The 13,496-nt window shown below is 32.6% G+C and carries 13 protein-coding genes and 1 pseudogene; 7 read left to right on the forward strand and 7 right to left on the reverse strand.

All coding sequences use genetic code 11. The annotated features are described in order from the left end of the window. Window positions 1-444: 444 nt before the first annotated feature. Both LCM23_RS22760 and LCM23_RS22765 read right to left on the reverse strand, forming a co-directional pair. Complete coding sequence (locus LCM23_RS22760) at window positions 445-1,137, reverse strand: response regulator transcription factor (RefSeq protein ID WP_066194445.1); 693 nt, start codon at window positions 1,135-1,137, stop codon at window positions 445-447. Then, the gene (locus LCM23_RS22765) at window positions 1,115-2,350 is read right to left on the reverse strand and encodes a HAMP domain-containing sensor histidine kinase (RefSeq protein ID WP_318247549.1); all 1,236 of its coding nucleotides are present in this window, start codon (window positions 2,348-2,350) and stop codon (window positions 1,115-1,117) included. Before LCM23_RS22765 ends, LCM23_RS22760 begins: the two co-directional genes overlap by 23 nt. 499 nt (window positions 2,351-2,849) lie before the next feature. Between LCM23_RS22765 and qoxA the strand changes: the two genes are divergently transcribed. From qoxA to LCM23_RS22800, 7 genes and pseudogenes are all read left to right on the forward strand, one after another. Continuing rightward, window positions 2,850-3,776 (forward strand): cytochrome aa3 quinol oxidase subunit II, encoded by a 927-nt coding sequence (qoxA, locus tag LCM23_RS22770; RefSeq protein ID WP_066194440.1) that lies wholly within the window; start codon window positions 2,850-2,852, stop codon window positions 3,774-3,776. A 52-nt stretch (window positions 3,777-3,828) separates the two neighbouring features. After that, a complete protein-coding gene (gene qoxB, locus LCM23_RS22775) occupies window positions 3,829-5,775 on the forward strand; it encodes a cytochrome aa3 quinol oxidase subunit I (protein WP_066194437.1) in 1,947 nt (648 codons plus the stop codon). Next, window positions 5,772-6,368 carry a cytochrome aa3 quinol oxidase subunit III gene (gene qoxC / locus LCM23_RS22780; RefSeq protein ID WP_066194434.1) on the forward strand — a complete coding sequence of 199 codons (597 nt, stop codon included), beginning with the start codon at window positions 5,772-5,774 and terminating at the stop codon, window positions 6,366-6,368. The genes qoxB and qoxC overlap by 4 nt, the downstream gene beginning before the upstream one ends. A 3-nt stretch (window positions 6,369-6,371) precedes the next feature. Further along, the gene (gene qoxD, locus LCM23_RS22785) at window positions 6,372-6,656 is read left to right on the forward strand and encodes a cytochrome aa3 quinol oxidase subunit IV (RefSeq protein ID WP_066194432.1); all 285 of its coding nucleotides are present in this window, start codon (window positions 6,372-6,374) and stop codon (window positions 6,654-6,656) included. Window positions 6,657-6,887: 231 nt separating this feature from the next. Next, on the forward strand, window positions 6,888-7,217 hold the full coding sequence (locus tag LCM23_RS22790) for an ArsR/SmtB family transcription factor (protein WP_066194428.1): 330 nt from the start codon (window positions 6,888-6,890) through the stop codon (window positions 7,215-7,217). 851 nt (window positions 7,218-8,068) lie between these two features. Next, window positions 8,069-8,353 (forward strand): annotated as a pseudogene (locus tag LCM23_RS22795) (ArsR/SmtB family transcription factor). 15 nt (window positions 8,354-8,368) lie between these two features. Then, a complete protein-coding gene (locus LCM23_RS22800) occupies window positions 8,369-9,316 on the forward strand; it encodes a cation diffusion facilitator family transporter (RefSeq protein ID WP_066194425.1) in 948 nt (315 codons plus the stop codon). Between the two features lie 121 nt (window positions 9,317-9,437). On the opposite strand, the gene LCM23_RS22805 is transcribed toward LCM23_RS22800, so the two are convergent. The 5 genes from LCM23_RS22805 to LCM23_RS22825 are packed head-to-tail and all read right to left on the reverse strand — an operon-like array spanning window position 9,438 to window position 13,488. Beyond that, a complete protein-coding gene (locus tag LCM23_RS22805; protein ID WP_083957289.1) occupies window positions 9,438-10,598 on the reverse strand; it encodes a cysteine desulfurase family protein in 1,161 nt (386 codons plus the stop codon). Further along, the gene (locus LCM23_RS22810) at window positions 10,595-11,002 is read right to left on the reverse strand and encodes an iron-sulfur cluster assembly scaffold protein (protein WP_066194422.1); all 408 of its coding nucleotides are present in this window, start codon (window positions 11,000-11,002) and stop codon (window positions 10,595-10,597) included. The genes LCM23_RS22805 and LCM23_RS22810 overlap by 4 nt, the downstream gene beginning before the upstream one ends. Continuing rightward, a complete protein-coding gene (locus LCM23_RS22815) occupies window positions 10,995-12,170 on the reverse strand; it encodes a LuxE/PaaK family acyltransferase (protein ID WP_066194419.1) in 1,176 nt (391 codons plus the stop codon). Before LCM23_RS22815 ends, LCM23_RS22810 begins: the two co-directional genes overlap by 8 nt. Further along, on the reverse strand, window positions 12,170-12,427 hold the full coding sequence (locus LCM23_RS22820) for an acyl carrier protein (protein ID WP_066194416.1): 258 nt from the start codon (window positions 12,425-12,427) through the stop codon (window positions 12,170-12,172). The genes LCM23_RS22815 and LCM23_RS22820 overlap by 1 nt, the downstream gene beginning before the upstream one ends. Continuing rightward, window positions 12,424-13,488: a flavin-containing monooxygenase gene (locus LCM23_RS22825; protein WP_083957288.1), complete on the reverse strand. Its 1,065-nt coding sequence runs from the start codon at window positions 13,486-13,488 to the stop codon at window positions 12,424-12,426. Before LCM23_RS22825 ends, LCM23_RS22820 begins: the two co-directional genes overlap by 4 nt. Between the last annotated feature and the right edge of the window lie 8 nt (window positions 13,489-13,496).

Consider the following 13,496-nt stretch of genomic DNA (forward strand, 5'->3'; position numbering starts at 1 on the left):
TTAGAGGTGTTTTTTATGTGAATAACAGCTGCTATCCTTATATGTATAAATTTAGAGTAATTGATTTTTATTAAACGGAGACTCCTATAAGAAGCTACGTAGGATATGAAAATTCCCACAATCATCCATTTAACATAAGTGTAATTTTAATATAAGTGCAGCTTACTTATCGCATTTTCAATCTTTAGATTTTATATATAAAAAGGAATTTCAAACGTAGAACCCTAATTATAATACATTAATTAATTTTATGACCGATATCGAAAATAAATCGTATAAACTAAAAAATATATACTTAAATAATTAGTCGCAGTATACTACGATCAATTGATTACTTAAGATAATAGCTGCCCCTTGTATTAAAAGAATTAGCCCCTCAACATAATGTACTTATTTAGGGTTATGACTCAAAAGATACCTGTAACTTAAAACCTATCATAATTTTTAATTATTTTCTTTAGTCCATTTATATCCCATTCTCCATACAGTTTTTAAATGGTTTTCTTGTGGGAAATTAATGCTTTTTAATTTCCCCCTTAAATTTTTTATATAGGAATCAATCGTCCTATCTTCTATTTCTATATCATTTCCATAACTACTGATTGATCGCTTTAATTGATTTCTTGATAAAACCTTTTTTGGATTATTTAAAAACAAGGCTAGTAAAGCTGATTCCTTTGGCGTCAGTAATACTTCCTTCTCAAGATAAGTTAGTTCAAATGAATTTAACTTTAAAATTAAACCATTAAAAATAATAATATCCTCTTTAGGATGGAACCTTCTTAAAACTGCCTCAATTCTCGCAACTAGCTCTTCCTCGTTAAATGGCTTGGATATATAATCATCTGCTCCTATCCTAAGACCCTTAACAATATCTGGTTGTTCATCTTTAGCAGTTATCATTATAATTGGTATATCCCAAAAGGACTTTATATCCCTACAAGCAGTTAACCCATCCATTTCAGGCATCATTATATCAAGCAAAATCAAATCTACCTTATTCGTATTTGTTTGTAAGTATATAATTCCGTCAATAGCTGATTCTTTCTTTATACAATTAAAACCCATTGGCTCTAAAAATAATGAAATTAAGTCAAGTATCATAGGCTCATCATCAATTATTAAAATCGTTTTCAATTTGCTCATCTCCCTGAAATATTATTTCGAATTGGGTTCCTTTTCCATTTTTACTAGTAAAAGAAATCTCTCCACCATGTGCAAATACGATTTCTTTTACTATAGACAATCCTAGTCCTGCCCCACCCGAACTTCTTTTTCTAGATTTATCAACTCTATAAAAACGATTAAATATATATGGAATATCCTCTTTAGGTATTCCAACTCCATTATCTGAAGTTGTTATATAAATATATCCATTCTTTAATTGGGCAGAAAGATAAATTTTAGTACCGAAAGAATACTTTAATGAATTATCAATTAGATTATAAAGAATTTGTTCTAGTCTAAAAGGATCCGCGATAATGCTTAGGTTCCTTGGGCAATTAGTTATTAACTCCATATTTTTATCGTTGAGTTCCCACATGAACTTTTCTTCTATACTGTAAAATAGATGATCTAATCTAATTTCTTTTTTCTCTATTTTAAATGCATTTTTATCCATCTTAGCTAAAGTAAATAAATCCTTAATTAATATGGATAGTCTGTGGGCCTCTTTTCTTATTATAACTATATATTTATCTTTTTCTTCATCAGAAAGTTCCCTATTATAAATTATATCAGCATAACCTTTTATTAAAGTTAGCGGTGTTTTTAATTCATGAGAAATACTATCTAAAAAACCTTTCCTTTCCAACTGCAAGTAATTTAGGTCTTTTGCTAAACGAGTGATTGATTTTGATAAATCCCCCAACTCTTCATTTTTAATATTTGGAAGGGAAATTGAAAAGTCTCCTTCAATAATTTTAGATGTTGCTTCCTTCATTTTCACAAGGGGTTTTGCAAGTGCGTATGATAAGAAAGTAATAACGATAAAAGTTAAGATTAAAGTAAACACTCCTACAAAAAAGAAATTTTCATTAAGTTTTTTTACCAATATATGGATTTTGTCTGTGTTTTGGAACGTGTATACAAGGCCCACTTCTTTACCGTTATTTCCTATAGCATTCACTGTAAATATGAAGTCATCATCTTTCCAATTACCTACAAGAAAATCTTCATTTGTAGTTCTTTCACTTATTTGAGAGTCAACATATTTATTTAATAAAGAATTAGAAGAGGCAATAATATTATTATTTGTATCTGTTATAATAACATCTGTTTCAGTTTCAGACTCCATAAGCATAATATGCGCAATAGTTTCACTATCAAAGTGTTTTTCTAATATCGACACTAAAGAGTCTCCTTTAGCCTGTAAAGTAAGCTCTTCTTCATTAATTTTCGAGTGCACAATAGTTGTATGCAGAAAAAGAAACATAATAACTTCCAATCCCACAATAATAATAAAGAAGATACAACCAAGTTGTATGGATAATTTCCTCATAATATCACCTAACTTTTTGGTCAAATTTTATAAATACATTCTTAAATATATATGAACACATATTCATTTAAATTTCAAATACATCTATATTTCAAAGTATAGATGTATTCATCTGAATTATCACATTAAGAAATTTCAAACTAATACGCCATAATAACATCATAAAAACGTTGACTAGTTGTCACCATAGCGCTAGTAAATTTATGAGATAATATACCCGAAATATACCTAAAGCGAAGGAGGATTTACTGTATATAGTATAAGTTTTGCATATATAATACATGCTCATATGGTTAAATGAACACATATACATTTGTAATATGGCGATATCTATGAAAGGAGATCAAAAATGAAATTAAAAACGTCCTTTTTAATCGGAATGTTTATTGTTGTTATGGTTTTGACGGGGTGTGAGCCTTTATTAGTTTTGGATCCAAAAGGACCTCAAGGCCGTACAACAGCAAACGTTATTATGATTTCAATATGGACCATGGCAATTGTTGTTATTGTAGTTTTTGCTATGTATTTCTATATTGTTAGAAAATATCTTGCATCTAGGCAAAGTAAAGATTATGTACCACCATATATAGAGGGTAGTGTTAAGCTTGAAATCATATGGACAGCAATACCAATATTAATTGTAGCTTTCTTATCAGTAGTAACTGTTATTTCAACTTACAAAGTAGAATCCGTGCCAGAGGGTTACGAAGAAGAGCCATTAGTTATTTATGCATCCTCTTCAAACTGGAAGTGGCACTTCAGTTATCCTGAACAAGATATAGAAACCGTTAACTATCTTTTTATACCTACAAACAGGCCAATAGAGTTTAAACTATATTCGTTTGGTCCTATTTCAAGTTTTTGGATTCCTCAACTAGGAGGACAAAAATATGCAATGGCCGACATGGTAAATACATTAAACCTTGCTGCAGATGTTCCAGGTGAGTATTCTGGGAGGAACGCAAACTTTACTGGAGAAGGGTTTGCACAACAGACATTCAATGTTACTGCAATGTCACCAAAAGAGTTTGATAAATGGATAAGAGATATAAAATCAACAGCAGAAACATTAACTGAGGAGAAGTTTGATGAGTTATTACAACCCGGGCACTTAGGTCAATCAACTTATAAAGGTACACACTTGGAGTTTTCTCCTCCACCGGAAAATCATCATTCCAAAGAACCCTTAAAGGATAATCAAGAAGAAATTAAAAACCAAAAAATAATAAAAGATGACTTATCGAACGATGAAGATCATTCAAACATGAAACATTAATGTGTATGTTTTAATAGAGTCTTTTATTGAACATGAAAGGAGTTACTGTAATATGGATTTCTTAGATAGATTTGCAGTTCCTAATCCGGGTCCTACCATATATGCTTCAATGGTTGCAATTGCTTTAACAACTATAGCCATTATCATAGGATTAACCTATTTTAAAAAGTGGGGGTATCTATGGCGCGAGTGGCTCACTACAGTAGACCATAAACGGATTGGAATCATGTATTTAATCTCTGCTATTTTAATGCTTTTCCGCGGTGGAGTTGATGCAATAATGATGAGAGCACAAACTGCAGTACCGGATAACACTTTATTAGGCGCTCAAGAGTATAATGAGATTTTCACTACTCATGGTGTTGTTATGATTATATTTATGGCAATGGCATTTATAATGGCATTGATGAATTTCGTTATTCCTTTACAAATTGGAACACGAGATGTTGCATTTCCTAGGTTAAATGCTCTAAGCTATTGGCTCTATTTCGCTGGAGCAATGCTTTTCAATATATCTTTCGTGGTTGGTGGCTCGCCTGATTCTGGCTGGTCTTCATACTTTCCACTTGCTGGAACAGATTTTAGTGAATCAGTGGGCACAAATTATTATATGATCGCACTCCAAATTTCAGGTATTGGTACACTAATAACTGGTATAAACTTTATCACCACTATTTTAAAAATGAGAGCTCCTGGTATGTCATTAATGAAAATGCCAATGTTTACTTGGTCAGCTTTAATTACAAACTTGATAATTGTTTTTGCGTTTCCTGTATTAACTGTTGCACTGGCTATGGGGACAATGGATAGACTATTTGCCACTAATTTTTTCACTACTGAAAATGGTGGTATGGATATGCTTTGGGCAAATCTATTCTGGGTATGGGGCCATCCTGAAGTATATATATTAATTTTACCTGCCTTTGGAATTTACAGTGAAATAATATCAACATTTGCAAGAAGAAATCTTTATGGTTATAAATCTATGGTTTATTCTATGATAGCTATTTCTTTGCTATCATTTCTGGTTTGGGTTCATCACTTCTTTACAATGGGACAGGGAGCATTAGTTAATAGTATATTTTCTATCACAACAATGGCGATAGCTGTTCCTACTGGTATAAAGATTTTTAACTGGCTGTTTACCTTAAGAAAAGGAAGTATTGTTTTAACCACTCCAATGCTTTATTCACTCGGATTTATTCCCATATTTACAATAGGTGGGGTAACTGGTGTAATGCTAGGTATGGCAAGTGCTGATTATCAGTACCATAATACAATGTTCTTGGTAGCTCATTTTCATTTGGTAATTATACCAGGTGTTGTATTTGCAATGATAGCTGGTCTATTTTATTGGTGGCCAAAAATGTTTGGCTTTATGCTAAATGAAAGATTAGGTAAATGGTCATTTTGGTTTATAGCTATCAGTGTATGTTTAACATTCTTCCCAATGTTTATTTCCGGTTTAGATGGGCAAGCTCGACGTATGTATACCTATTCTGAGAGCACAGGGTTTGGTGTTTGGAATATGATTTCATTTATAGGGGCTATTGGATTAGCAATTGGATTTGCATTAATTGTCTATAATATATATTATAGCGTTCGATATTCTCCAAGAAATATTCCAGCAGATCCTTGGAATGCCAGATCCTTAGAGTGGGCAACTGCAACTCCTGTTCCTGATTATAATTTTGCTATATTACCAGAGGTCAAATCCACTGAAGCATTTTGGGACTCTAAGATATATGGCGACAAACTTTTCAATAAAAGGATCGAACCAATTCATATGCCTAATAATAGTGGAATGCCTTTTATAATGGGAATAATATTCTTTATATGGGGATTTGCTTTCGTATTTGGCCTATGGATATTATTAGTTTTATCTACAATAGGAATCGGTATCTGTTTAGCACTTCGTTCCTATGAAAAAGATGAAGGTTATTATATACCTGTCGATGAAATCGAAAGAGTAGAAAAAACAGGAGGGAAGAAAAAATGAAGGTAGATAAATCTCTTCCTCTGGAATACGGTACAGAACAAAATCGCTTAAATATATTAGGTTTTTGGGTATTTATAGGCGCAGAAATAGCTTTATTTGGCACACTATTTGCTTCATATTTCACACTAATAAATAGAACAGGGAATGGACCGGCAGGTGCAGAAATTTTCGAAATTGCCCCCGTAATGATTGAAACTATTCTTTTATTAACGAGTAGTTTTACGATAGGATTAGCAATCCATGCTATGAGAATGGGGAAAGTAAAAGCAACTATAACCTTTTTTATCATAACCCTCTTACTAGGACTTGGATTTCTAGGTATAGAAATATATGATTTCATTGTTTTTATTCATGAAGGAGCAACTTTGCAAACAAGTGGATTCACAGCAATATTGTTTCTAATATTAGGCACACATGGAGCTCACGTCTTGGTTGGTATATTCTGGGGAATATTTATTATATCGCAATTATTTAAGCACGGCTTAACCCCTAGAACAAATAACAAAGCTTTTATATTCTCCTTGTACTGGCACTTTTTAGATGTTGTTTGGATCTTTATTTTTAGTTTTATCTTTATGAAAGGAATGTTGTAGGTTATGAAAGAATTATTTCCTAGAAAGCATGTGTATGGATTTATATCTTCCTTATTGTTATCTATAATTGCCCTTTCCTTGTATTATTTTGATTTAACATTTCAACTATCTATGAGTATCCTTCTTATAACAGCATTTTTTCAAGCTGCTATACAATTGATTGTATTTATGCATGCAGGAGAAACTGAAGATAAAAAATCAATATATATAACAATATATTATGGTGTATTTATAGCATTAGTTACGATATTTGGTACTTTACTAGCGTTAATATGGGGTTATTATTAATCTATTAATTACAAGAGATGAAGATCGTCTTAATACAGGAGATCTTTATCTCTTTTTTATACAATAGTTAATTCATCAATTTTTTTTATAAGAAGAATTCTAACCCTAATCTAATATATCTAACTTTTATCCTCTAGTAATATATGCTTAAATCACAATTGATTTAGTAACAAATATAAATTATTCAGATATGATATAATTCTAGTCATCAATACCATGATGAGGTGAATTATGGAAAAGAACGAAAACCATTATAACTATTCGGGAGAAGAATCATTAGATGAAGAGACACTTTTTATTGTTTCTCAAATATATAAAGCGCTTTCAGACCCAACGAGGATAAAAATTCTTCACTTATTGTCTCAAAAGCAATATTCCGTCAATGAAATTGCTAATAATCTGGATTTACTCCAATCTACGGTATCCCATCAATTACGCTTTCTAAAAAATTTAAGGCTTGTTAAATACCGTAGAGATGGTAAAACAATGATTTATTCTTGTGATGATGATCATGTTATGCATATTCTTAAACAGACAATCGAGCATGCGAGGCATCATTGAATTTATAGCTAACCACAATGCTCTTATTAGGCTTTATAAACCCATAGAATACCCCCACCATTTAAATAGTAGGTGGCGGGTATATACATATTTAAACGTCACTTTTAATCCTCCATTTAGTTTGATTTGTTTCCTCTGTAAATTATCTATCCCTGATAATAGAAATTTGCCCATGTTTAAAGTAATTAAATTTGTTATTTTTAACATTACATTAATTACTGCATATGAATACAACAACATGATTATATGTTCATTCGTTTTTTTTCGAGTGTTTAACATAGTTGAATAAGGGGGGATACTAAAAAAATAGTTGATGAAAACTTTTTAATTTCTATTCCAACTATCGTATCGTTTGCAATTTATCAATATCTAGAGGGCATAGTTGTAATGCTATTCTATTTGGCTGGAGGATTCTGAGTACGGTCCAAGAGATGTTGAAATAGGTAATGAAGTTTTAAGCGGTTTCGAGAATGTTAAAGGTCTATTAACAATTAAAATTACAAAACCAGGGCAATATGGGAACCTATTATATCAGATGTTCGAGTTGCCTTGCATGCAGTGCTTAATGCAATGCGTGCTTTAAAAATTGACCAATTATCATAAATAAATTGTGTGGTTGGATGTACACAGTATCCACAACGTCTCTGTATGATAATGGAGAATACGAATAATATTTCAAGTTATATCTGAATGATTATTAGAAATATACATATACTAATTTTGTCTTTCTTCAAATGATTTAGTTAAATATTGAAAAAACTATATAATAATATATTATTATATGATAATATGCTCATGCATAAAATCATCGAGGTGAATTAGAAGTGTGAAGGAAAAAATATGGTGAGCTAATTATAAATGAGGATATTTTATTTGCTTTTACACAAACGTTTTGAGCGTTAAGCGACTAAACTAGAGATTGCATTTTAAATTTATTTTGTTCAGAAGAACATTCAGTAGATGATAATATTGCTGAGACATTAAATTTAAGCCAATCAGTGGCTCCCACCAATTGAGTAATTTGAAAAATCTAAGATTGGTCAAATCTAGAAGAGAAGGTACTACATTATATTAAAGATGACGATCACATCATGAATTTGTTAAAGCAGACAATTGAGCATGCAGAGCATCGTTAAATAAGGAGGAGTAAAGTGGGACACGAACATGGACATGACCATACACATGGTACAAATAAAAAAACATTATTATTAAGTTTTATTATCATAACAGGATATATGCTTGTTGAAGCAATTGGTGGTTTCCTTACTAATAGCCTTGCATTACTATCTGATGCAGGACATATGCTAAGTGACTCCATATCACTAGGTATTGCTATATTAGCTTTTAAATTTGGAGAAAAAGCAGCTAATTACAGTAAAACATACGGTTATAAAAGATTTGAAATATTAGCAGCTGTCCTTAACGGCTCGACACTCATTTTAATCGCTATTTATATATTTTATGAAGCTTTTCATCGTTTTCAAAATCCACCTGAAATTGCTTCGACTGGAATGTTAATAATTGCAACAATTGGACTACTCATCAACATATTAGTTGCTTGGATTATGCTGCGTGGTGGTGATATAGAAGAAAACTTGAATATGCGTGGAGCCTATTTGCATGTAATAAGCGACATGCTTGGTTCTATTGGTGCTATTGTTGCAGCACTATTGATTATGTTCTTTGGATGGGGATGGGCAGATTCTCTTGCAAGTGTAATAGTTGCATCTCTTGTATTAAGAAGTGGTTATTATGTTATGAAGTCAGGGATACACGTACTTATGGAAGGAGCTCCACAAAATGTGGATGTGGATGATGTGATTAAAACAATACAAGATACAAATGAAATACAAAGCGTTCACGATTTGCATGTTTGGACAATTACAAGTGGATTAAATGCACTTTCTTGCCACGCAGTTGTAGAAGGTAAAATGACAATTGCTGAAAGTGAAAAATTGCTCCATAAAATTGAACATAATCTTGAACACAAGAATATTCACCACATGACAATACAACTAGAAACATCTTCTAATAATCATAAAGATACGATTTTATGTAAAATGGAAGGTAAACCTTCTGCACATAGTCATCATCATTAAGAAGAACTCATATAGAAATATTTCATCTTCAGCGCATTCTAAATGAGAAGGCGCTCAGGCTGTCGAGAAAGTTCTCGACAGCCTGAGAACAACAAAAGATGTTTTAACTTGAGATAACTATTTAAACATTAACCATCATCGGTGAAAACGAGCGTAGTTTTGAGGTGGTAGTAACCAAAATATTAATTGCCTTTTCAATCTCCTGTATCGTATTTTGTCTACCAAAGCTAACTCGAATTGTACTCCTTATTTCTTCCTGACTTTTACCCAAGGCTTTTAAAACATGAGATAATTTAGATGAAGATGAGCTACATGCTGATGCAATTGATACGAAAACCCCCATTTGACTAAGTGCATATGCCAAAGCTTCACCTCTAATTCCGTGAATGCATAAACTTAAAGTCGAGGGGACCGTATTACCTCCATTAATCGACCAGTCAGTTAAATGCTGATTTAATTGGCCAATAAATTTGTTTCTTAGAAAGGTTATATGTTGTATATCATTAATCCAATGATCCATCAGACATTCGACAGCTTGTCCGAAACCAATTATACCTGTAACATTTTCCGTTCCAGAGCGAAACCCCATTTCTTGGGCACCTCCATGGAGAAGAGGGTATAACTGATTTTTATCTTCTATATATAAGCACCCTACACCTTTAGGCCCATAAATTTTGTGTGCTGAAAGAGAAAGGCTATTTACGTTTAGTTCTTTAACATCGATAGGGAGTTTTCCAGCACCTTGGACTGCATCACAATGAAAGTAGATGTCTAATGCCTTGCATAAGGCTCCAATTTTTTTTATTGGTTGAATAGAACCTATTTCATTATTAACCATCATTACTGTTACCAAAGAAGTTTTTGGAGTAATTAAGCTCGCAAGATGATTGATTTGAACAATACCATCTTTATTAACCGGTAAATATGAAACATCAAAACCATGACTAACTTGAAGATATTTACATGCTTCCATTATAGCAGGATGCTCAATTGATGATGTAATTATATGGTTTTTTGATTTGTTTTTGAGGCAATAACCAATAATAGCTGTTGAGTTAGACTCTGTAGCACCACTAGTAAAGGTAATCTGTTCTGGCTCTGCATTTAAAAATTCAGCAAGATTGTTGCGTGCGTACTGAATCGACTTTTTAGCATTTATTCCAATTTCGTAATTACTAGAAGGATTACCGTATTGATATTTCAAAGAATATCTCATCTTCCTATAAACATCTTCATGTAATGGAGTAGTGGCATTGTTATCGAGATAGATATCAGGGCTCACGTGAGAGCCCCTCCATCTTCTACCAAGAAATTGTTTTCAGTTAATTTTCTCTGTTTAGGTTTAGCACACTCACTTAGAATATTATAACCAATATCCACGCAATGATTTTGTGCAGGTTCTAGTTCACCTAACCATTTTATAACATCACTTTTCTGATAACTAGCAATCTCATTGAATGTCTTACCTTTTACTACTTCTGAAAGTATACTAGCAGTAGCAATAGAAGTAGAACAACCATAAGATAAATATGATACATCTTTAATACTGTTACTATCAACTTGTAAAAACATATGAACAGTGTCACCACAAATGGGATTACCAATTTCAATAACAAAGTCAGGATTAGACATTTTCCCAACATTTCTTGGGTTCATAAAATGTTCACTGATAATTTCGTTAAACATTTGTACCTCCCTGTGAAACTACTTCTTTCTCTTTTTCTTCGATGAATTTTTCTAAATTAATTGCACAACATCCTACCTCAACACCTGGCATCCTGGAAATGTACACTAGCTTTTGTCCATTTCTCCCACACTCACAAGTTGTATCCTCTTTTAGATACCCAACGTCTTCAGTTAATACAAAGCCAGGGTAAGAAGTACATGTAGGGTCATAAATAGCAATAACTCCTCGTTGCCCATATTCTACTTCCTCTAGTACATTTCGTGGATTTCGTAAGGAAAGGTGGACCCAAGGTGGAACATGCTTTTCTTGTTCCCTGCACTCGACGGCTAACATATTAGCTTCTACCAACCCATACATATCACGTACATTTTGAATTTGTACCCCAAGGTATTTTGAACAAAGTTCATTAAAGTCTTTACGTGGAATTTCTTTCCCTGTAAACTGTTTCCATCCACCAAGAGTAATAATTAAACTGTTTTTCTCCAGATTGAGCTTTATTTCGTTATCTATACAATGTTTTACCAGCCTATGAATGAGGAAAGGTGGACCAATGATATGACGAGTATGTTTGCCTTCCCATGAAAGAAGTTTTTCTACTGCGTGTGCAGGATTGAATGTTATTTTTTTCACAAGGTTTGCACTTCCATCTAACATACCTGCAAAGATATTTAATGCTTTTACCATTCCCATTTCAGGCATCTCCTCTGTCGGAGGGAATAAGAAAAGACCCATTCCCCTTGAAATCCTGAAAAACTCACGGTATGTCATTAAAACACTTTCAAAAGCATTGTCTACGGAAACTCTATCACGGCGTGATACACTTGGTATTCCACTCGTGCCAGTACTGCGCATTTCATATTCAATATCCTTTAAATGAGATGTCATTAATAGATGTGAATCACATTGTTTAAAAGTTTGTACAGGAATCATGGGTATTTTGTGTAAATCGGTAAAACCTTGTATATCATTAGGGGATATCTCTTTTCTCAAACATAAATCACGATAAAATTCGTTATTATCATAGTGATACTTAAATGATTCTGCAATTACACTTCCTTTATATTTGTTTACAGTATCAAAAGGCATCCTAAACAATGGATTGATTGACCCTATCATTGCATTTAGTGGCGTAATGCCTAGTTGACGTTGTGTTTCGACAAAATTCATCAATATACCCCCATAATTTTTTTGCTTTGTTGTAATTCAATTAGTTTTATAAGATCTTCAATAGTATCGCAGTCCCCATGCTCTTCAGGTGGAACTGTTATTTCATATTTTTCTTCTATACATAGTGCAAGCTCAACTCGATCTGCAGAATCAAGAGCTAGATCACCAGACATATCACTATCTAACTTAATTTCTTCTACTTTAAGATCCTTAAATCCAAGAATAATTTCTTGAATCACAGTTAGTTTTTCATTCATGTTAGATTTCCTCCGGTTACTTGATTAGCAATAAACTCAGCATCCTCCCCTACTCCTAGAAGTAATGCGGAACCTCTTCTATACTGCCAAGATAAGCCAATAAAATATAATCCTTTTTCTTTGGTTACTCCTCGTTCATGATTTGGTAAACCTTTAGAGTTGAATACATTTTCTGAAGAAGTTTTTATCCAACTGTAGTCGTTTTTATATCCAGTTGCCCAAATGATATTTGAAGGCTTCAGTGATGTTTTATTAGCAAAATAGACTATTTCACCACTACTATCAGTGGCTCTGTTCAATGTTTTAATATGTCCATTTCGGATAAGTGGTAAAATTTCTTTACCAATAATAGGATCATTTTGTTTAATTTTTTGGCCTATTTTTGAGTTAATGGTAAAACGCATAACTCCTAATACACTTAACCACCAAAAGATGCTTTTTCCTAATATCTGATAAGGGAAAAACTTAGGTTTTTTACCCAAAGATAAATATACTTTTTTGTTGTCATTAGCAAGTTCTACAGCAATTTGCATTCCAGAATTTCCTCCACCTACAATCAGCACATCCCCATTTTTTAATGATGATGGGTTTTTGTAGTCCTCCGTATGTAATTGATTGATTGAAGGGGAGAGCTCTTCATGAAATTTAGGAATGTATGGTACTTGAAAAGGCCCTGTTGCTACTATGACATTTGAACAGTTGAATTCTTTTTCATCAGTAGTTTTAATTATGAACTCATCGTTTACCTTGACTACTGATTTAACCTTTTTATTTAACTTAACATTAAGTTTAAATTTCTGTTGATATTTTTGTAAGTATTCGGCAAGTTCATCTTTATTAGGGTAACCAGATGGGTTGCCACTCATTTTTAAGCCTGGTAATGAGCTGTGAGAACGTGGCGTAAACAACTGTAATGAATCGTATCTCAATCTCCAAGAATCACCTATATTTTGGTGAGCATCAATAATTAAAAATGGTTCCTTTTTCAGCTGAAGTTGATAACCCATTGCTAAACCTGCCTGACCTGCGCCTATAATAATTGTCTTATATTTATTCAAAATTTAGAAAA

Origin of the sequence: Cytobacillus kochii (assembly GCF_020171845.1) — a bacterium.
In the GTDB taxonomy this organism is placed as follows: Bacteria; Bacillota; Bacilli; order Bacillales; family Cytobacillaceae; genus Cytobacillus; species Cytobacillus kochii.

Coding starts and splice junctions, on each gene's coding strand:
- qoxA (WP_066194440.1), top strand. CDS start 2,850: ATGAAATTAAAAACGTCCTTTTTAATCGGAATGTTTATTGTTGTTATG.
- qoxB (WP_066194437.1), top strand. CDS start 3,829: ATGGATTTCTTAGATAGATTTGCAGTTCCTAATCCGGGTCCTACCATA.
- qoxC (WP_066194434.1), top strand. CDS start 5,772: ATGAAGGTAGATAAATCTCTTCCTCTGGAATACGGTACAGAACAAAAT.
- qoxD (WP_066194432.1), top strand. CDS start 6,372: ATGAAAGAATTATTTCCTAGAAAGCATGTGTATGGATTTATATCTTCC.
- LCM23_RS22790 (WP_066194428.1), top strand. CDS start 6,888: ATGGAAAAGAACGAAAACCATTATAACTATTCGGGAGAAGAATCATTA.
- LCM23_RS22810 (WP_066194422.1), bottom strand. CDS start 11,002: ATGTTTAACGAAATTATCAGTGAACATTTTATGAACCCAAGAAATGTT.
- LCM23_RS22815 (WP_066194419.1), bottom strand. CDS start 12,170: ATGAATTTTGTCGAAACACAACGTCAACTAGGCATTACGCCACTAAAT.
- LCM23_RS22820 (WP_066194416.1), bottom strand. CDS start 12,427: ATGAATGAAAAACTAACTGTGATTCAAGAAATTATTCTTGGATTTAAG.